The sequence below is a fragment of the Phaeovulum vinaykumarii genome, assembly GCF_900156695.1.
Taxonomy (GTDB): Bacteria; Pseudomonadota; Alphaproteobacteria; order Rhodobacterales; family Rhodobacteraceae; genus Bieblia_A; species Bieblia_A vinaykumarii.
In genome coordinates this window covers 251184-270667 of record NZ_FTOM01000001.1, presented here as the reverse complement: position 1 = coordinate 270667, position 19484 = coordinate 251184, and the positions used below count along the sequence as shown (strand labels likewise).

18 protein-coding genes are annotated in these 19484 nt (G+C 68.0%); 13 read left to right on the top strand and 5 right to left on the bottom strand.

Annotated features, from left to right (window positions below):
• Positions 1-9 precede the first annotated feature (9 nt).
• From nuoI to BW949_RS01275, 10 genes are all read left to right on the top strand, one after another.
• Positions 10-501: an NADH-quinone oxidoreductase subunit NuoI gene (gene nuoI, locus BW949_RS01320; protein ID WP_076363121.1), complete on the top strand. Its 492-nt coding sequence runs from the start codon at positions 10-12 to the stop codon at positions 499-501.
• On the top strand, positions 498-905 hold the full coding sequence (locus tag BW949_RS01315) for a carboxymuconolactone decarboxylase family protein (protein WP_076363120.1): 408 nt from the start codon (positions 498-500) through the stop codon (positions 903-905). Before nuoI ends, BW949_RS01315 begins: the two co-directional genes overlap by 4 nt.
• Entirely contained in the window at positions 902-1510 is a 609-nt protein-coding gene (locus tag BW949_RS01310) for an NADH-quinone oxidoreductase subunit J (RefSeq protein ID WP_076363119.1), read from the top strand. The genes BW949_RS01315 and BW949_RS01310 overlap by 4 nt, the downstream gene beginning before the upstream one ends.
• Positions 1511-1595: 85 nt before the next feature.
• Complete coding sequence (gene nuoK / locus BW949_RS01305) at positions 1596-1901, top strand: NADH-quinone oxidoreductase subunit NuoK (RefSeq protein ID WP_076363118.1); 306 nt, start codon at positions 1596-1598, stop codon at positions 1899-1901.
• Between the two features lie 6 nt (positions 1902-1907).
• The gene (gene nuoL, locus BW949_RS01300; RefSeq protein WP_076363117.1) at positions 1908-4043 is read left to right on the top strand and encodes an NADH-quinone oxidoreductase subunit L; all 2136 of its coding nucleotides are present in this window, start codon (positions 1908-1910) and stop codon (positions 4041-4043) included.
• Between the two features lie 13 nt (positions 4044-4056).
• Positions 4057-5574, top strand: coding sequence for an NADH-quinone oxidoreductase subunit M (locus BW949_RS01295; protein ID WP_076363116.1), 1518 nt, complete (start codon positions 4057-4059; stop codon positions 5572-5574).
• Between the two features lie 12 nt (positions 5575-5586).
• Complete coding sequence (gene nuoN, locus BW949_RS01290; protein ID WP_076363115.1) at positions 5587-7026, top strand: NADH-quinone oxidoreductase subunit NuoN; 1440 nt, start codon at positions 5587-5589, stop codon at positions 7024-7026.
• 64 nt (positions 7027-7090) lie between these two features.
• Entirely contained in the window at positions 7091-7846 is a 756-nt protein-coding gene (locus BW949_RS01285) for a biotin--[acetyl-CoA-carboxylase] ligase (RefSeq protein WP_268875790.1), read from the top strand.
• A 9-nt stretch (positions 7847-7855) separates the two neighbouring features.
• A complete protein-coding gene (locus BW949_RS01280) occupies positions 7856-8638 on the top strand; it encodes a type III pantothenate kinase (RefSeq protein WP_076363114.1) in 783 nt (260 codons plus the stop codon).
• On the top strand, positions 8635-10317 hold the full coding sequence (locus tag BW949_RS01275) for a ribonuclease J (protein ID WP_076363113.1): 1683 nt from the start codon (positions 8635-8637) through the stop codon (positions 10315-10317). Before BW949_RS01280 ends, BW949_RS01275 begins: the two co-directional genes overlap by 4 nt.
• A gap of 179 nt (positions 10318-10496) precedes the next feature.
• On the opposite strand, the gene BW949_RS01270 is transcribed toward BW949_RS01275, so the two are convergent.
• The 4 genes from BW949_RS01270 to BW949_RS01255 all read right to left on the bottom strand — a co-directional run bounded on the left by BW949_RS01270 (position 10497) and on the right by BW949_RS01255 (position 15693).
• Positions 10497-11045 carry a sarcosine oxidase subunit gamma gene (locus BW949_RS01270; RefSeq protein WP_076363112.1) on the bottom strand — a complete coding sequence of 183 codons (549 nt, stop codon included), beginning with the start codon at positions 11043-11045 and terminating at the stop codon, positions 10497-10499.
• The gene (locus BW949_RS01265) at positions 11038-14019 is read right to left on the bottom strand and encodes a sarcosine oxidase subunit alpha family protein (protein WP_076363111.1); all 2982 of its coding nucleotides are present in this window, start codon (positions 14017-14019) and stop codon (positions 11038-11040) included. Before BW949_RS01265 ends, BW949_RS01270 begins: the two co-directional genes overlap by 8 nt.
• Entirely contained in the window at positions 14016-14339 is a 324-nt protein-coding gene (locus BW949_RS01260) for a sarcosine oxidase subunit delta (RefSeq protein WP_076363110.1), read from the bottom strand. The genes BW949_RS01265 and BW949_RS01260 overlap by 4 nt, the downstream gene beginning before the upstream one ends.
• Before the next feature lie 106 nt (positions 14340-14445).
• Positions 14446-15693, bottom strand: a complete 1248-nt coding sequence (locus BW949_RS01255) for a sarcosine oxidase subunit beta family protein (protein WP_076363109.1) — start codon at positions 15691-15693, stop codon at positions 14446-14448.
• A gap of 198 nt (positions 15694-15891) precedes the next feature.
• On the opposite strand from BW949_RS01255, the gene ccmI reads away from it, so the two are divergent.
• The 3 genes from ccmI to BW949_RS01240 are packed head-to-tail and all read left to right on the top strand — an operon-like array spanning position 15892 to position 18247.
• Positions 15892-17514: a c-type cytochrome biogenesis protein CcmI gene (gene ccmI / locus BW949_RS01250; protein WP_076363108.1), complete on the top strand. Its 1623-nt coding sequence runs from the start codon at positions 15892-15894 to the stop codon at positions 17512-17514.
• Entirely contained in the window at positions 17511-17987 is a 477-nt protein-coding gene (gene ruvX, locus BW949_RS01245) for a Holliday junction resolvase RuvX (RefSeq protein ID WP_076363107.1), read from the top strand. Before ccmI ends, ruvX begins: the two co-directional genes overlap by 4 nt.
• Positions 17984-18247 (top strand): DUF1289 domain-containing protein, encoded by a 264-nt coding sequence (locus BW949_RS01240; protein WP_076363106.1) that lies wholly within the window; start codon positions 17984-17986, stop codon positions 18245-18247. Before ruvX ends, BW949_RS01240 begins: the two co-directional genes overlap by 4 nt.
• A 60-nt stretch (positions 18248-18307) precedes the next feature.
• Here the strand turns inward: BW949_RS01240 and BW949_RS01235 are convergent, their stop codons facing one another.
• Entirely contained in the window at positions 18308-19432 is a 1125-nt protein-coding gene (locus BW949_RS01235) for an ABC transporter ATP-binding protein (RefSeq protein WP_235816194.1), read from the bottom strand.
• Between the last annotated feature and the right edge of the window lie 52 nt (positions 19433-19484).

Sequence of the window (19484 nt, the reverse complement as noted above, 5' to 3'; positions counted from 1 at the left end):
GGCAGAGATATGGCACTCGATTACACCCGCGCGGCGAAATACTTCCTGCTCTTTGACATGATCAAGGGCTTCAAGCTGGGCATCCGCTACTTCTGGGCGCCCAAGGCCACGCTGAACTATCCCCACGAGAAGGGCGCGCTGAGCCCGCGGTTCCGTGGCGAACACGCGCTGCGCCGCTATCCCAACGGCGAGGAACGCTGCATCGCCTGCAAGCTGTGCGAGGCGATCTGCCCGGCGCAGGCGATCACCATCGACGCCGAGCCTCGCGCCGACGGCTCGCGCCGGACGACGCGCTATGACATCGACATGACCAAATGCATCTACTGCGGCTTCTGCCAGGAGGCCTGCCCGGTCGATGCCATCGTCGAGGGGCCGAATTTCGAATTCGCCACCGAAACCCGCGAGGAACTGTTCTACGACAAGGACAAGCTTCTCGATAACGGCGCGCGCTGGGAAGCCGAGATCGCCCGCAATCTCGAGATGGACGCGCCCTACAGATGACGCAGGAATTCACCAAGCTGTTCCGGACGCTGGTCGAACAATCCCAGGAGATGGCGCGCGCCTTCAACCCGGCGCTCGAGACCTTCTCGCCGCAGGCCTTCGAGCGGATGTTCCCGACCATGCCCCGCGACATGATGGAGATGTGGTTCGGCCGCACCTTCAACCGCGAGGGGCTGGACGCCAAGACCCGGCTTCTGGTCAGCCTGGGCGCGCTGACGGTGCTGGGCGCGCAGGCCGAGCCGCAGATGCGGCTGACCATTCGCCACGCGCTGGAAGCGGGCGCGACGCAGCGCGAGATCGCCGAGGTGATCTGGCAGATGAGCATGTTCGGCGGGGTGCCCGCCATGACCCGCGCGCTCGAGATCGCGCACAAGGTCTTCGAGGAAGCGGAGGAAACCCAATGACGATCTTCGCGCTGGCCTTCTGGCTGTTTGCGGTTTCGGCGGTGCTGGCGGGGCTGGGCGTCGTTCTGGCGCGCAACCCGGTGCATTCGGTGCTCTGGCTGATCCTGGCGTTCATCTCCTCGGCGGGGCTCTTCGTGCTGATGGGCGCGGAATTCGTCGCCATGCTGATGATGATCGTCTATGTCGGCGCCGTCGCGGTGCTGTTCCTCTTCGTCGTCATGATGCTCGACGTCGACTTCGCCGAGCTGAAGGAGGAATTCGCCGGCCACAAGGCGCTGGGGGGCATCATCGCGCTGGTGATGCTGGGCCAGCTGGGCTTCGGCTTTGCCGCCTGGCAGTCCGCCGAAGGGGCGGACGCGCTGCGCGCGGCACCGATCGCCGAGGGCGTGACCAATACCGGCGCGCTGGGGATGCTGCTCTATGACAAGTATCTCTATCTCTTCGAGGCGTCGGGTCTGGTGCTGCTGGTGGCCATGATCGGGGCCATCCTGCTGACGCTGCGCCACCGCAAGGACGTCAAGCGCCAGAACGTGCTGGAACAGATGTACCGCGATCCCGCCAAGGCGATGGAACTGCGCGACGTGAAACCGGGCCAGGGGCTCTGAGCCCTGACCGCGCCGGAGCAGGGGAGAAGGGCCCCGGCGCGGATCAACGAGACACAGACGGGGCACACCCCGGAGGGACGATGAGATGATCGGATTGACACATTACCTGGGCGTTGCCGCCGCATTGTTCGTGATCGGGATCTTCGGGATCTTCGTGAACCGCAAGAACGTCATCGTCATCCTGATGTCGATCGAGCTGATGCTTCTGGCCGTGAACATCAACCTGGTGGCCTTCTCGGCGCATCTGGGCGATCTGGTGGGGCAGGTCTTCACCATGTTCGTGCTGACCGTCGCCGCCGCCGAGGCCGCGATCGGGCTGGCCATCCTCGTCGTCTTCTACCGCAACCGCGGCAGTATCGACGTGGACGACGTGAACGTGATGAAAGGATAAGGGGCGATGGAAAAGATCATCCTGTTTGCGCCCCTTCTGGGTGCGGTTCTGGGGGGCTTTGGCTGGCGCATGATGGGCGAGCGCGCCGCCATGATGCTGACCACGGGCCTTTTGTTCCTGTCGTGCCTGCTGTCGTGGATCGCGTTCCTGACGCTTGATCCGGGCACGGCGCATATCCCGGTGCTGGACTTCATCTCCTCGGGCAGCCTTGACGCGGCCTGGTCGATCCGCATGGACCGGCTGACGGCGATCATGATGATCGTGGTCACCACGGTCTCGGCGCTGGTCCATCTCTATTCCTGGGGCTACATGGCCCATGACCACAACTGGGGCCAGCACGAGGCCTACAAGGCGCGCTTCTTCGCCTATCTGTCGTTCTTCACCTTTGCCATGCTGGCGCTGGTGACCGCCGACAACCTGGTGCAGATGTTCTTCGGCTGGGAAGGCGTGGGCGTGGCCTCCTATCTGCTGATCGGCTTCTACTACAAGAAGGCCTCGGCCAATGCCGCCGCGATCAAGGCCTTCGTGGTCAACCGGGTGGGCGACTTCGGCTTCCTTCTGGGGATCGGCGCGCTGTTCTTCATGGTCGATTCCGTGCATATGGACGACATCTTCGCCGCAGCCCCCATGCTGGCCGCAACGCATCTGGAATTCCTGGGCGAAAGCTGGAACGCGGCCAACGTGATTGCGATCCTGCTCTTTGTCGGGGCGATGGGGAAATCGGCGCAGCTCTTCCTGCACACCTGGCTTCCCGACGCGATGGAGGGTCCGACGCCGGTCTCGGCGCTGATCCACGCCGCGACCATGGTCACCGCCGGCGTCTTCCTGGTCTGCCGCATGTCGCCGGTCTTCGAATACGCCCCCGAGGCCAAGACCTTTGTCGTCTATATCGGCGCGGCCACGGCCTTCTTCGCCGCGACCGTGGGTCTGGTGCAGAACGACATCAAGCGCGTGATCGCCTATTCGACCTGTTCGCAGCTGGGCTACATGTTCGTGGCCGCGGGCGTGGGCGTCTATTCGGTGGCCATGTTCCACCTGCTGACGCACGCCTTCTTCAAGGCGATGCTGTTCCTGGGCGCGGGCTCGGTCATCCATGCGATGCACCACGAACAGGACATGCGCAATTACGGCAACCTGCGCGACAAGATCCCCTATACCTTCTGGGCGATGCTGCTGGGCACGCTGGCCATCACCGGCGTGGGCATCCCGCTGACCTCGATCGGCTTTGCCGGCTTCCTGTCCAAGGACGCCATCATCGAGAGCGCCTATGCCGGCGCGGGCAATGGTTTCGCCTTCTGGGCGCTGGTCATCGCCGCGGGCATGACCGCGTTCTATTCCTGGCGGCTGATGTTCATGACCTTCTGGGGCGAGGCGCGCGGCGACAAGCGCACGCATGAGCATGCCCATGAGGCGCCGCTCAACATGCTGGTGCCGCTGGGCGTGCTGGCGCTGGGGGCGGTGTTCTCGGGGATGCTGTGGTATGGCAGCTTCTTCGGCGATCATGACAAGGTGACGCGCTTCTTCGGGATGCCCCAGCACCACGCCGAGGCCAGCGACGCCCATGGCGAGACCCCGGCAGAAGACACCCACGCCGAGGCCGACATGGCGCATGCGGCGCCCGCGGCCGAGCACGGGGTGGCCGAACACGCCGAGCCCGAGCACCACGCGGCGGCCGCGCTGGTGGCCAAGGCGCCCCAGGGCGCGATCTTCATGGCCCCTGACAACCATGTCATGGACGACGCCCACCACGCGCCCCAATGGGTCAAGGCGGCGCCGTTCCTGGCCATGCTGACGGGGCTGTCCATCGCCTGGCTGTTCTACATCCGGGTGCCGCAACTGCCCGGCCAGCTGGCCCGTGCGCTGCCCTGGGCTTACCGCTTCCTGCTCAACAAGTGGTATTTCGACGAGATCTACGACATCGTCTTCGTGCGCACGGCGCGCAATGTCGGGGCCTTCCTGTGGAAGATGGGCGACCGCGCGACCATCGACGGCTTCATCAACGGGCTGTCATTGTCGGTGGTGCCCTGGCTGACCCGCTTTGCCGGGCGCATCCAGTCCGGCTACGTCTATCATTATGCCTTCGCCATGGTCATCGGGATCGTCTTCCTGATGGGCTGGGTCGTGCTCTCGGGCCGTATGTGAGGGGGCGGCGCACATGGACAACCTTCTTTCCATCGTCACCTTCCTGCCGCTGGTCGCGGCGCTGATCCTGGCGGTCGGGCTGCGCGGCAACGATCCGGCGGCGCAGCGCAATGCCAAGCGGCTGGCGCTGACCGCGACCACGGCCACCTTCCTCGCGTCGCTTTTCGTGCTGGCGGGCTTTGACCCGTCGAACACGGGCTTCCAGTTCGTCGAGGAAGGCACCTGGATCCTGGGCCTGAAATACAAGCTGGGCGTCGACGGGATCTCGGTCCTGTTCGTGATGCTGACCACGGCGCTGATGCCGCTGACGATCTGGTCGGCCTGGAACGTGACCGAGCGCGTCAAGGAATACATGATCGCGTTCCTGGTCCTCGAGACGCTGATGATCGGCGTCTTCGTCGCCCTCGACATGGTGCTGTTCTACCTGTTCTTCGAGGCGGGCCTGATCCCGATGTTCCTGATCATCGGGATCTGGGGCGGCAAGGAGCGCATCTACGCGGCCTTCAAGTTCTTTCTCTATACCTTCCTTGGCTCGGTGCTGATGCTGGTGGCCATGGTGGCGATGTATCTCGACGCCGGCACCACCGATATCGCCCAGCTTCTGGGCCATCAGTTCCCGGCCGATCCGATCAGCTTTGGCGGGCTGACGCTGGCGGGCGGGATGCAGACGCTGCTGTTCCTGGCCTTCCTGGCCAGCTTTGCGGTCAAGATGCCGATGTGGCCGGTCCACACCTGGCTGCCCGACGCCCACGTGCAGGCGCCCACCGCGGGCTCGGTCGTGCTGGCGGCGGTGCTGCTGAAGATGGGGGGCTATGGCTTCCTGCGCTTCAGCCTGCCGATGTTCCCGCTGGGCGCGCAGGAGATGTCGGGCTTCGTGCTGGCCCTGTCCGCCATCGCCATCGTCTATACTTCGCTCGTGGCGCTGGCGCAGACCGACATGAAGAAGCTGATCGCCTATTCGTCGGTGGCGCATATGGGCTATGTGACCATGGGCATCTTTGCCGCCAACCAGCAGGGTATCGACGGCGCCATCTTCCAGATGCTCAGCCACGGCTTCGTGTCGGGCGCGCTGTTCCTGATCGTCGGCGTGATCTATGACCGCATGCACACCCGCGAGATCGCGGCCTATGGCGGCCTCGTGAACCGGATGCCGGTCTATGCGCTGGTGTTCATGTTCTTCACCATGGCCAATGTGGGCCTGCCGGGCACCTCGGGCTTCGTGGGCGAGTTCCTGACCATCGTCGGCGTCTTCCAGGTGTCGACCTGGATCGCGGCCATCGCCGCCACCGGGGTGATCCTGTCGGCCTCCTATGCGCTGTGGCTCTATCGCCGCGTCGTCTTCGGCGAGCTGATCAAGGAAAGCCTCAAGGCCATCACCGACATGGACCGCCGCGAGAAGGCGATCTTCGCGCCGCTCATTGCGATGACGCTGCTTCTGGGCGTCTATCCGCGGGCGGTGACCGATTACATCGGGCCATCGGTGGCGCAGCTTGTCGCCGATTACGCCGCCGCCACCGGCGCGCAGCTCTAAGGGAGAAACACGATGACTTCTGCCGATTTCTCCGTGATCTGGCCGGAACTTCTGCTGGCGCTGGCCGCGATGGTCGGGCTTCTGGTCGGTGTCTGGACCGGCAAGGACCGCACCACCGCCACGCTTCTTTGGGGCGCGGTCGGGCTGATGGTGGCGCTGGGGGTGGTGCTGGGCTTCACCTCCTGGGAGCCGCGGATGGCCTTCGGGGGTCTTTTCGTCGATGACGGTTTCGCCCGCTTTGCCAAGGTGACGGTGCTCTTCTCGGCGGCGGCCGTTCTGGCGATGAGCGTCGATTACCTCAAGCGGCGCGACCTGATGCGCTTCGAATATCCGATCCTGATCGTGCTGGCCGTGGTCGGCATGATGATGATGGTCTCGGCCGCCGATCTGATGTCGCTCTATCTCGGGCTCGAACTGCAATCGCTGGCGCTCTATGTCGTGGCCGCGCTGCGCCGCGACAGCCTGAAATCCTCTGAAGCGGGCCTCAAGTATTTCGTGCTGGGGGCGCTGTCCTCGGGGCTTCTGCTCTATGGCGCGTCGCTGACCTATGGCTTTGCCGGCACCACCTCGTTTGCGGGCATCCTGAGCGTTCTCGACGAAGGTCCGATGCCGATCGGGCTTCTCTTCGGGCTGGTGTTCCTGATCACCGGGCTTGCGTTCAAGGTCTCGGCGGTGCCCTTCCACATGTGGACCCCCGATGTCTATGAAGGCGCGCCGACCCCGGTCACCGCCTTCTTCGCCACCGCGCCCAAGGTTGCGGCCATTGCACTGATCGCGCGGCTGACCTTCGACGGCTTCGGCATCGCGGCCGACGAATGGGGGCAGGTCATCGCCTTCCTGGCGGCGGCCTCGGTGGTGCTGGGCGCCATTGCCGCCATCGGACAGACCAACATCAAGCGCCTGATGGCCTATTCCTCGATCGGGCACATGGGCTTTGCGCTGATGGGCCTGGCTGCGGGCAATGTCTTCGGCGTGCAGGCGATGCTGCTCTACATGGCGATCTATGTCGGCATGAACATCGGCACCTTCGCCTTCATCCTGTCGATGGAGCGCGACGGCCAGCCGGTGACCGATATCTCTTCGCTGAACTTCTATGCGCGGCGCCAGCCGCTGCGGGCGCTGGCGCTGCTGGTTCTGCTGTTCAGCCTGGCGGGCGTGCCGCCGATGCTGGGCTTCTTTGCCAAGTTCGGCGTTCTGAAGGCCGCGGTCGAAGCGCATCTCTACTGGCTGGCGATCATCGGCGTGCTGTCGTCGGTGGTGGGCGCCTTCTACTATATCCGCATCGTCTACTACATGTATTTCGGCACCGAGACCGAGCCGCTGGACCGCCGCATGACCGCGGTGCAATGGGGCCTGCTGATGGCGTCGGCGCTGGTGATGGTGGCGGGTGTGGTGAACCTGGTCGGCATCGAGGGCGCGGCACAGGCCGCGGCGGCCTCTCTTGTCCGGTAAGCCGGAGATGCCCGGAACGGAAGACGGGAAGGGGGGCGCGGCCGCGTCCCCCTGCGCCCCATCCGTGGGGGACGCGCTGCCGCCCGCCGCACCCTGGCCGGCCGATACCGGCTGCACGGTTCTGGCGCGGGTCGACAGCACCATGGCCGAGGCCACGCGCCGGCTGCCGACGCTGGCCGGGCCGGAATGGATCCTGGCGCTGCGTCAGGAGGCCGGGCGGGGCCGGCAGGGCCGTGGCTGGGCCGATCCGCCGGGCAATTTCGCCGCCACCCATGTCTTTCGCCCGGCGCAGGGGCTGCCCGAGCGCGCGCTCTTTTCCTTTGTCGCGGCGCTGGCGCTTGACAATGCGCTGCGCGATCTGGGGGTGCCGGCGGCGCGGCTGTCGATCAAATGGCCCAATGACGTGCTGCTGGACGGGGGCAAGCTGGCGGGCATCTTGCTGGAAGGGGCGGGCGATCACCTGTCGATCGGCTTTGGCGTGAACCTGGCGCATGCGCCCGATCCGGCGGACCTGGTGCCGGGGCTGCATCCGCCCGTGGCGCTGGCCGCGGCGACGGGCGTTCGGGTGCCGCCCGAGGATCTGCTGGCGCGGCTGGCCCCGGCCTTTGCCCGCTGGCGCGCGCAACTCGACGATTACGGCTTCGGCCCGATCCGCACCGCCTGGCTGGCGCGCGCCGCGCGGCTGGGGGCCGAGATCCGCGCCCGCACCGCCCGCGAGGAATGGCGGGGCACCTTCGAAACCATTGACGCCACCGGCGCGCTGGTCTTGAAGACCGCGCAGGGCACGCGGACGATCCCCGCGGCGGATGTGTTCTTCTGAGGGGGCGGCATGCTTCTGTGCATCGATTGTGGCAATACCAACACCGTCTTTTCGGTCTGGAACGGCGAGGAATTCGCCGCCACCTGGCGCATCGCCACCGACCACCGGCGCACGGCGGATGAATATTTCGTCTGGCTGTCCACGCTGATGACCCTGCGCGGGCTGGTGCTGCCGATCACCGACACGATCATCTCGTCGACCGTGCCGCGGGTCGTGTTCAACCTGCGCGTCCTGTGCAACCGCTATTTCGACTGTCGCCCGCTGGTCGTGGGCAAGCCCGAATGCGCGCTGCCCGTGGCCCCGCGCGTCGATCAGGGCACGACCGTCGGCCCGGACCGGCTGGTCAACACGGTCGCGGGCTTTGACCGGCACGGCGGCGACCTGATCGTGGTGGATTTCGGCACCGCCACCACCTTCGACGTCATCGACACCGACGGCGCCTATATCGGCGGCGTGATCGCGCCGGGCGTGAACCTGTCGCTCGAGGCGCTGCACATGGCGGCCGCGGCCTTGCCGCATGTCGATGTGACGCGGCCGCAGGCGGCAATCGGCACGAATACCGTCGCCTGCATCCAGTCGGGGGTGTTCTGGGGCTATATCGGGCTTGTCGAGGGTATCGTGCGCCAGATAAGGATCGAGCGGGATCGCCCGATGCGGGTGATCGCCACCGGGGGGCTTGCGCCCCTGTTCGACCAGGGCTTCGATCTGTTCGACGCGGTCGATGACGATCTGACGATGCACGGGCTGGTGCTGATCCATCGGTTCAATCAGGAGGGGGGCCACGCGCAATGAGCACGTCACGGCTGATCTATCTGCCTTTGGGCGGCGCCGGCGAGATCGGCATGAATGCCTATGTCTACGGCTATGGCCCCGAGGGGCGCGAGCGGCTGATCCTGGTGGATCTGGGCGTGACCTTCCCCGACATGGACACGACGCCCGGTGTGGATCTGATCCTGCCCGACATCACCTGGCTGGCCGAGAATGCCGACCGGCTGGAGGCGATCTTCATCACCCACGGCCACGAGGACCACGTGGGCGCGCTGGGGCATCTGTGGTCGCGCCTCAAGGCGCCGGTCTTCGCGCGCCCCTTCACCGCGGCGCTGGCGCGCATGAAGCTGGACGAGGCCGGCCATGACGGCAGCGACATCGTCGAGGAGGTGAACCCCCGCCCCGAGGTGATCGAGGCCGGCCCCTTCAACGTGCAATATGTCCCCGTCAGCCATTCGATCCCCGAAAGCTCGGCGCTGGTCATCGACACGCCGGCGGGCCGCATCGTGCACACGGGCGATTTCAAGCTTGATGGCAACCCGGTCGTGGGCGAGCCCTTCGACCCGCTGGCCTGGAACGAGATCGCGCAGGAGGCGGGCGGCGTGCGCATCCTGGTCTGCGATTCGACCAATATCTTCAGCCCGACGCCCGGCCGCTCGGAAGCGACGCTGGCCGGCCCGCTCAAGGAATTCATCGCCGGGGCCTCGGGGATGGTGGTGGCGACCACCTTTGCGTCGAACGTGGCGCGACTGAAGTCGCTGGCCGAGGCCGGCCATGCCGCGGGCCGGTCGGTCTGCATGATGGGCCGGGCGATGAAGAAGATGCTGAACGCCGCCTTCGAAAGCGGTGTGCTGACGCAATTCCCGCCGATCATCACCCCCGAGGATGCCGCCCATGTGGCGCGCGACAACCTGATGCTGATCGTCACCGGCAGCCAGGGCGAACGCCGCGCGGCTTCGGCGCAATTGTCGCGCGGGCGCTATCTGGGCCTTGAGATGAAGGAGGGCGACACCTTCCTGTTCTCGTCCAAGACCATCCCCGGCAACGAACGCGACGTGATCCGCATCATGAATGCCTTTTCCGAGATGGGCGTCGAGGTGGTGGACGACCGTGGCGGGCTCTATCACGTGTCGGGGCATGCCAACCGTCCCGATCTGGAGGCCGTGCACGAGCTGTTGGCGCCCAAGATCCTGATCCCGATGCATGGCGAACACCGCCACCTGCGCCAGCATGCGCGCGTGGCCGCGGCCAAGGGCATCGTGTCCGAAGTTGCCACCAACGGCAGCATGCTGGACCTGTCGGGCCCGCGCCCCGAGGTGGTGGAATATATCGAGACCGGCCGCACCTATCTGGACGGCACCGTTCTGGTCGGTGCGCTGGACGGGGTGGTGCGCAACCGTCTGCGCATGGCGATGGGCGGGCATGTGCTGGTGACCGCCATCCTCGACGAGAACGACCAGCCGCTGGGCGAGGCCTGGGTCGAGCTGATGGGGCTGGCCGAGCGCGGCCGCACCGGCGCCGATCTGGCCGAGCTGATCGAATCCGAGCTGACCGAGTTCCTTGACCGCGCCAACGACAAGGTGCTGGCCTCGGATGAGAAGCTCGACGATTCGATCCGCCGCATCGTGCGGCAGGTGACGATGGAAGAGATCGGCAAGAAACCCGAGGTGACCGTGGTCGTCAGCCGGTTGATGGCCGACTGACCCGGCCCCGATCCTGCCCGGTCCCGACTTTGTCCGGTCCCGGTTCCGGGGGCGCCGATCCCGAGCGCCGTCCAGATCTGGACCCCGGTCCCCGGCAGCAAAAAGGCCCGCTTGCGCGGGCCTTCTTCTTTTGTGCTCGGTCGCCGGGGGCGGAGGGGGCTCACGCCGGGGCGAGGGGCTCAGAACAGCTCTGCGCCCGGCCGTGCGGAATGCTTGAGCAGCCCCATCACATAGCCCGCCACCGAACGGAAGGCGATCAGGTCCAGGCCGCCATCGACCCGCCAGAACGCCACCGCCGTCTGTGCGGCGCGGGTGCGGCGGATCTCGCCTTGGGGCAGGGTGGGCAGATCGACCGGGCAGAGCTTCATCAGCACCTGATCGGCCTTCTCGCCGCGGATCGAGAAGCGCACGCGCGCATCCGACACGTCGAGCACCATCGCATGTTCGCCCCCCAGCGCCTGGGCCAGCTGTTGCGTGATCGCGGCTGCCCGGTCGCGCGGGCAGAACAGCATCAGCTCGTCGGGCGACATCCAGCCCAGTTCCAGATCGCCCGCGCTGAGGATCGCGCGGCGGCCGGGCACCGAAAGGCCAAGGCCCCCCAGCGCCTGCGCCAGCCCCGCCGAGGCGAGATCGGCGCGGATCTGCACCATGCCGCACAGGCCGGTTTCGGTGATCTCGGCAAAGCCTTCGAAACGGGCGCCGTTCAGGGCCGATACCATGTCAGACATCGAGCTTCTCCCCCTTGGGATCATAGAACACCGGCGAGACGATGCGGGCGGTCACCTCCTTGCCGTCGGCATTGAAGATGATCTCCTCGCCCATCCGGTCGGGACCGTTATGGACCAGCCCCATGGCGATGCCGCGCTTGAGCGTCGGCGAATAGTAGCTGGAGGTGATCCGGCCCTGCGTGTTGCGCTGGCGGTTGGCGTTCTCGCCCGGGGCCGGCGCGATGGCGCATTCGGGGATGACCGACCCGTCCAGGCTTTCCAGACCGACCAGTTTCCAGCGGTCGGGGCTGGCCATGAAGCTGCGCTGATGCGCGCGCTTGCCCAGGAAGTCGGCCTTCTTCTTCGACAGCGCCCAGTTCAGCCCCAGATCCTGCGGGATCACGGTGCCGTCGGTTTCGTCGCCGATCATGATGAAGCCCTTTTCGGCGCGCAGGACGTGCAGGGCCTCGGTGCCATAGGGGCGGATATCGAAGGCCTTGCCGGCCTCGAGGAGCCGCGACCACAGCGCCATCCCCTGCGAGGTGGGCACCGCGATCTCGAAGCCCAGTTCCCCCGAGAACGAGATCCGGTAGATCCGCGCGTCAAAGCCCCCGAGCGGCCCGGCCGTCCAGGACATGTGCGGCAGCGCCTCGCGCGAGACATCGACGCCGCCCAGCGCCTCGAGCACCTTGCGGGCGTTCGGGCCGGCCACCGCCACCTGGGCATAGGCTTCGGTGACATTGGCGGTCCAGACCTTCCAGTCCCACCATTCGCACTGGAGCCAATCCTCCATGTGGGCGTGGATCGCCTCGGCGCCGCCGGTGGTGGTGTGGCACAGCCAGGTGTCCTCGGACAGGCGGGCGACCACGCCGTCGTCCATCAGGAAGCCGTTTTCCGAGCACATCAGCCCGTAACGGCATTTCCCGACCGCCAGCGTCGACATCATGTTGGTGTAGATCATGTCGAGGAAGCGGCCCGCGTCGGGGCCCTTGACGATGATCTTGCCCAGCGTCGAGGCGTCGAGCATGCCGACCGAGTTGCGCACGGCCAGAACCTCGCGCTCGATCGCCGCGGAATGCGGCTCGGCCTTGCCGGGGTAGCAATAGGGCCGCCGCCACTGGCCGACGGGTTCCCAATGCGCGCCCTGGTCCTCGTGCCAGGCATCCATCGCGGTGCGGCGCAGCGGCTGGAAGATCTCGCCGCGGGCCTCGCCGGCGATGGCGCCGAAACCGATCGGGGTATAGGGCGGGCGGAAGGTGGTCGTGCCCGTGGCCGGGATCGGCTGATCGAGGGCCTGCGACAGGATCGCCAGGCCGTTGATGTTGCTCAGCTTGCCCTGATCGGTGGCCATGCCCAGCGTGGTATAGCGCTTGGCGTGTTCGACCGATTGATAGCCCTCGCGCGCGGCCAGCTGGATGTCCGACACCTTCACGTCGTTCTGGAAGTCGAGCCACATCTTGGCGCGCAGATGCGGGCCGGCCTCGGCGGGGGTGACCCAGACGGGCTGGATCGGCTCCTCGGCCGGGGTCTCGACCTGCGGGGCCGCGCTCATGGCCGAAGCCAGGCAGGCGTCAAGCCTGAGCGCACCGGCAGCCGCGCCGACGCATTGCGCCATGGCCTTGCCGTCGGCGCCCAGCGGGGGCTTGTCGGGATCGGGGGCGAAGAAGGCGGCCTCGGTGTCCCAGGCCAGCTTGCCGCCGCAATGCGACCACAGGTGCACGGTCGGCGACCAGCCGCCCGACATGGCCACCGCATCGCAGGGGATGCGCTCGAGCCAGGCTTCGCCGCGGCTTTCGTGGCGGCAGAGCGCGATGCCCTTGACCTGCTTGCTGCCCAGAACCTTGGCGATGGAATGGCCGGGCAGAATGCGCACGCCGCGGTCGCGCACGGCCTGGACCAGCGGGCCGTTGGGGGTCTTGCGCAGGTCGAGAATGGCGGGAATGGCGATCCCGGCATCCAGCGCGACCAGCGCGGTGCGATAGGCGTCGTCGTTGTTGGTCAGGATCACGATGCGCTTGCCGGGGCTGACGGCCCAGTTGACGATATAGTCGCGCACCGCGCTGGCCAGCATGACGCCGGGGCGGTCGTTGCCGGGGAAGGACAGCGGCCGTTCCAGCGCGCCGGCGGCCACGATGACCTTGCCCGCCCGCATCCGCCACAGCCGCTGGCGCGGCAGATCGGCGCCGGGGGTGGTGTCGGCCACGCTTTCGAGCGCGATCAGATGGGCGTGATCGTGCAGGCCCGCGGCCAGCATACGCGTGCGCAGCGTGACATTGGGCAGGGCCTCCAGCTCGGCCAGGGCCGCCTTGACCCAGGCCTCGGGTGCCAGACCGTCGATGGTGGCCCCGTCGGCTTCGGCATCGACCACCGCGCGCCCGCCCCAATGCGGGGTCTGTTCCAGCACCCAGACGCGGGCGCCGGCACGGCCATGTTCGAGCGCCGCGGCAAGGCCCGCGACGCCGCCGCCGACGATGATCACATCGGCGAAGGCATAGGCTTGTTCATAGCTGTCGGGGTCGGCCTCGGTCGGGGCCGGGCCCAGCCCCGCCGAGCGGCGGATGATCGGCTCGAAGAGTTTTTCCCAGGACCGGCCGGCCATGAAGGTCTTGTAGTAGAAGCCCGCCGGCATGAAGGCCGAAAGCCGGTCGTTGATGGCCAGAAGGTCAAGCCCGAGGCCCGGCCAGCGGTTCTGCGAGCGCGCCTCGGCGCCGTCGAAGGCCTCGGTCGTGGTGGTGCGCAGGTCGGGTTCCATGCGCGCCCGCCCGCCCAGCGTGACGAGGGCGTTGGGTTCCTCGGCGCCGGCGGCGACGGGGCCGCGGGGGCGGTGATACTTGAACGAGCGGCCTTGCAGGACGTGGCCCGCGCCCAGAAGCGCCGAGGCCAGCGTGTCGCCCGGATGGGCGGGGATGCGGCGTCCGTCGAAACAGAAGGTGATGTCGCGCGCGCGGTCGATCAGGCGGCCGCCCCGGTCGAGGCGCGTGATGCGGCGGGTCATTGCCAGCCCTCCCAGGTCGGAATGGCCGCGCGGATCGTTTCGATCAGATCGGCGGGCGGTTCGGTGGTTTGTGCGGGGTAGGTTCCGAAGACCTGCCAGCTGACCGAATGGCGCGCGGCGATGAACCATTTGCCGCAGCCATGGGCGTGGCGCCAGCGTTCGAAGACGACGCCCTTGGGGTTCTTGCGGGCGAAGAGATAGGATTCGAATTCGGCATCCGTGGCGTCGGGGCCGGCGCGCCGGAGATGGGCTTCGCCGCCCGGCGTCAGTTCGGTTTCCTCGGCGGTGACGCCGCAATGGGGACAGGTCAGTCTCAGCATGTCTGCGGACCTTTCGGGTGTGGGGCGCCGGGGGCTCTGCCCCCGGACCCCCGGGATATTTGGACCAGATCGAAGACGGCAGCGGGTCGGGCGGGGCGGGTGCGCATCAATGCGCCACCCCGGCGGCGACGGATTCGTCGATGAAGCGGCCTTCGCGGAAGCGCTCGAGGCCGAAATCGGCCGCCAGCGGGCCGGGTTCGCCATTGGCGACCAGTTCGGCCATCGCCCAGCCCGAGCCGGGAATGGCCTTGAAGCCGCCGGTGCCCCAGCCGCAGTTGATGAAGATGTTGCCCACCGGGGTCTTCGACAGGATCGGCGAGCGGTCGCCGGTCATGTCGACGATGCCGCCCCATTGGCGCAGCATGCGCAGCCGAGAGATCGGCGGGAAGGTTTCGATCAGGGCGCGGATGGTTTCCTCGACATGCTGCCAGGAGCCCCGCTGGGAATAGTTGACGAAACCGTCGGTGCCGCCGCCGATGACCAGTTCGCCCTTGTCGGACTGGCTGAGGTAGCCGTGCACGGTATTGGCCATGACGACGACGTCGATCATCGGCTTGATCGGTTCGGAGACCAGCGCCTGGAGCGCCATGGATTCGACCGGCAGCCGGAAGCCGGCCTTTTCGGCCATGACCGAGGAATGGCCCGCCACGACGATGGCGAGTTTCTTGCAGCCGATCGTGCCGCGGGTGGTCTCGACCTCGGAGACCTGGCCGTTTTCGGAGCGGATCGCGGTGACTTCGCAGTTTTGCAGGATGTGCATGCCCATGGCCGCGCAGCCGCGGGCATAGCCCCAGGCGACCGCGTCATGGCGCGCGGTGCCGCCGCGTTCCTGCAACAGCGCGCCCAGCACCGGGTAGCGCGGCCCGTGCAGGTTGATCATGGGCACGAGGTCCTTGACCTCCTGTGGACCGATCCAGCGGGTTTCGATGCCTTGCAGGTCGTTGGCGTTGACGGTGCGCTTGTAGCCGCGCACCTCGTGTTCGGTCTGCGCCAGCATCAGCAGGCCGCGGGGGCTGAACATGACGTTGTAGTTCAGGTCGCGGCTGAGCCCTTCGTAAAGGCTGCGGGCCTTCTCGTAGATGGCCGACGAGGGATCCTGGAGATAGTTCGACCGGATGATGGTCGTGTTGCGGCCGGTGTTGCCGCCGCCCAGCCAACCCTTCTCGATCACCGCCACATTGGTGATGCCGAAATTCTTGCCCAGATAATAGGCCGTCGCCAGCCCGTGACCGCCGGCACCTACCACGATCACGTCATAACGCGGTTTGGGTGTGGGGGCGGGCCAGGCCCGTTCCCATCCCTCATGATAGCGCATTGCCTCGCGGGCGATGGCGAAAACCGAATAACGTCTCATGCCCCGCACTCCTGTTGCGCGCCGATTCCCCGGCCTGTTCCTTTCTGATGCCCCCCGTTTTCAGGCTCAACCACGCGACAAGCGGCAGATCACGGAAAAATGCGACATCGCATGGCATATGGGCAGGATGTGCATGACAGCGGGGGCTTTCGCCTGCCGGGTTGGCAGCCTAAATGAAAGGCAGGAAGGGGAGGGCGCATGAGTTTCTGGATCCTCACCGCCGCGGGCGCGGCGATCGTGACATTGGCGATGGCGCTGGCGGTGCTGCGCGGGGCACGCCGCGGGCTGCGCGGCGAAGAGGCCGAGGCCTCGGCCGATGACGGAACCGACCAGCAGATCTACCGCGATCAGCTGGCCGAGATCGCGCGCGATCTCGAGCGCGGCGTGATCGGCGCCGAGGAGGCCGAGCGCGCGCGTATCGAGGTCTCGCGCCGGCTGCTCGAGGCGGCGCGGCGGGGCCCGGCCCGGCTGGGTGCGGCACCGCGGGGCGCCAATCTGGCGCTGGCGGTGGTGGGCGTGGCGGCTCTGGGCGGGGTCTTTGCGCTTTATTCGCGCATGGGCGCGCCCGATTTCCCCGACCAGCCGATGGCGGCGCGGCTGGATCTGGCCGAGATGCTCTATACCAACCGTCCCGATCAGGCCGCCGCCGAGGCCGAGGCGGCCGCCATGCGGCCCGCCGCGCCCGAGCCCGACGCGGAATTCGCCGCGCTGATGGAGCGGCTGCGCGCGGCGGTGGCCGAGCGGCCCAACGACCCCGAGGGGCTTGCCCTTCTGGCGCGCAACGAGGCGAGCCTGGGCGATTACCACGCGGCCTGGCAGGCGATGCGGCGTCTGGTGGCGATCAAGGGCGATCAGGCGACGGCCGAGGATTACGCGCAGATGGCCGAATTGATGGTGGTGGCGGCGGGCGGCGTTGTCACCCCCGAGGCCGAAGCCGAGCTGCGCCACGCGCTGGAGCGTGACCCCGCAAACCAGAGCGCGCGTTATTTCATGGGCCTGCTGATGGTGCAGAACGGCCGTCCCGATCGGGCCTTCCCGGTCTGGGCGCGGCTTCTGGACGAAGGCCCCGAGGAGGCGCCGTGGATCCGCTCGATCCGCACCGGTATCCGCGATCTGGCCTGGCTTGCCGGCGAAACCGACTATACCCCGCCGCCGGTGCGCCAGACCGGCCCGTCGCGGGCGGATCTGGACCGCGTGGCGTCGCTGCCGCCCGAGGCGCGCGGCCAAGCGCTGGGCCCTGCGCTTCAGGCGCTGGGGGCCAAGCTGGCCAATACCGGCGGCACCGCCGAGGATTGGGCGCGGCTGCTGGCCGGCATGCTGATCCTGGGCGAGGAGGATCGCGCGCGCGCCATGTGGGACGAGGCGCAGGGTGTCTTTGCCGAACGCCCCGAGGATCTGGCGCGCATCCGTGCCGAGGCGCTGCGCGGCGGTCTCGAGGCCCCGCGGGATGGCGAGGCGGTGCCCCCGCCCTTTGGCGCGCGCGCGCTGCCCGGCCCCGATGCCGCCGCGGTCGAGGCCGCCGGCGAGATGTCCGAGGCCGATCGTCAGGCGATGATCGCCGGCATGGTCGAGGGGCTGGAAGCGCGGCTGATGCGCGACGGCGGCAGCCCGGCGGAATGGGCGCGGCTGATGCGGGCGCTGGGGGTGCTGGGCGACGGCGATCGCGCGCGCGCGGCCCTGGCCCGCGCCGCCGAGACGCTGGACCCGGCCGCGCTGGCCGAGCTGCGCGCCGCGGGGGCCGCGGCGGGGTTCGAACTGGGTGACGGTGCCTCGGCCGGGGGCGCCTCGGGCGGAACCGTCTCGGGTGGGGGCGCGCAATGATCTGCGCCACGATCGAGGAATTCGCCGCCCAACTGCCTCGCGCGGGCGCGATCCTGGGGCTGGATCTGGGGACCAAGACCATTGGCGTTGCGGTCTCGGACGGGCTGCGCGGCATCGCAACCCCGCTCAGCACGATCAAGCGCAAGAAGTTCGGGCTGGACGCGGCGGCCATGCTGGAGATCGCGCGCGGGCGCGATGCGGTCGGGCTGGTGCTGGGGCTGCCCTTCAACATGGACGGAAGCGAGGGGCCGCGCTGTCAGGCGACGCGGGCCTTTGCGCGCAATCTTCAGCCGCTGACCGATCTGCCGGTGGCCTTCTGGGACGAACGGCTGTCCACTGTTGCGGCCGAACGCGCGCTGCTCGAGGCCGATACCTCGCGCGCGCGGCGGGCCGATGTCATCGACCATGTGGCGGCGGGCTTCATCCTTCAGGGGCTTCTGGACCGGCTGGCCTATCTGGGGGCGGGGCGATGAGCCCGCGCGGCCCCTTGGAGGGGGCTGGGGCGGGGGATGTCGACAGCCCCTGCGTCAAGCTCTGCACCATCCACCCCGAGACCCGGCTGTGCCTGGGCTGCAAGCGCACGATCGAGGAAATCGGCGCCTGGCGCGACCTGAGCCCCGAGGCCCGGCGCAAGATCATGGCGGAATTGCCCGCGCGCGTGGCCGAGCCCCGCAGCCGTCGCGGCGGTGCCGCGGCCCGGCGGGCGCGCGCCAGGGGGGACGGGGCCGAATAGGCGCCCTGGGCCGAGCCCGGGTCTGGGGGGCCGAGCAAGCGACCGGGGGGGCACACCCGCTCAGCCGGTCTTCGGAAAGACGAAGCAGCGATCGCGCCGGATCATCAGCCACAGCGCCTGTCCCGGCCGGGGCAGGAAGACATTGGGCACGACCGCCTTCAGGATCGAGCCGTCGTGGTCCATGCGGAACTCGACCAGGCTCTCGCGGCCCATGAAGCGCGCCCGCGCCACCACGCCGCGCGCGGCGGTGCCGGTTTCCGGCGTGGGGTCGGGGCCGCGCCCGCCGCGGTCGAGGTCGATGCGGATATGCTGCGGGCGGATGACGATCTCGACCTCGGTGCCGTCGGGCAGGCCGGGGGTCAGAAAGGTGCCGAAGGCGGTTTCGGTCAGCGCGCCGCGCACCCGCCCGGTCAGGATGTTGACATCCGAGAAGAAGGCCGCCGCCGCCCGGTCCACCGGCGCGTTGTAGATGTTGTAGGGCGCGCCGCGCTGCACGATCCGCCCGCCGCGCATCAGCAGGATCTGGTCGGCCATGCGCATGGCCTCGCCGGGTTCGTGCGTGACCAGAAGGACCGCGGTCCCCTCGTCCTTGAGCAGCGACAGCGTCTCGTCGCGGATGTCGTCGCGCAGCCGCTCGTCCAGCCCCGAGAAGGGCTCGTCCATCAACAGGATGCGCGGCCGCGGCGCCAGCGCGCGGGCCAGCGCCACGCGCTGTTGCTCGCCCCCCGACAGCGCATGGGGATAGCTGTCGATGTGATGGGCCAGATGCACGCGTTCGAGCAGCTCGGCCGCGCGGCGGCGGCGGGCTGCGGCCGGGCCGGTCAGCCCGAAGGCCACGTTTTGCACGACCGACAGATGCGGGAACAGCGCGAAATCCTGGAACATCAGCCCGATGCGCCGGCGCTCGGGCGGGATGCGGAAGACCGTGTCGCAGACCAGCGCGCCGTCGACGAGGATGCGCCCCTCGTCCTGCATCTCGACCCCGGCGATGATGCGCAAGGTGGTGGACTTGCCGCAGCCCGACGGGCCCAGCAGACAGGCGACCTCGCCCGCGGGGACGTCAAAGGACACGTCATCGACCACGCGCCGCCCGTCGAAGATGCGGGCGAGATGTTCGACCGTCAGGCGCGGGGGCGGCGGGGGCGGCGGCGCCGTGGTGCGGGCGGCGGCCGAGGCCGCGGGCAGGGGGCTGCTGTCGGGCACGCGGGTTATCCGATCATTTCAGTCGGTGAAGGGA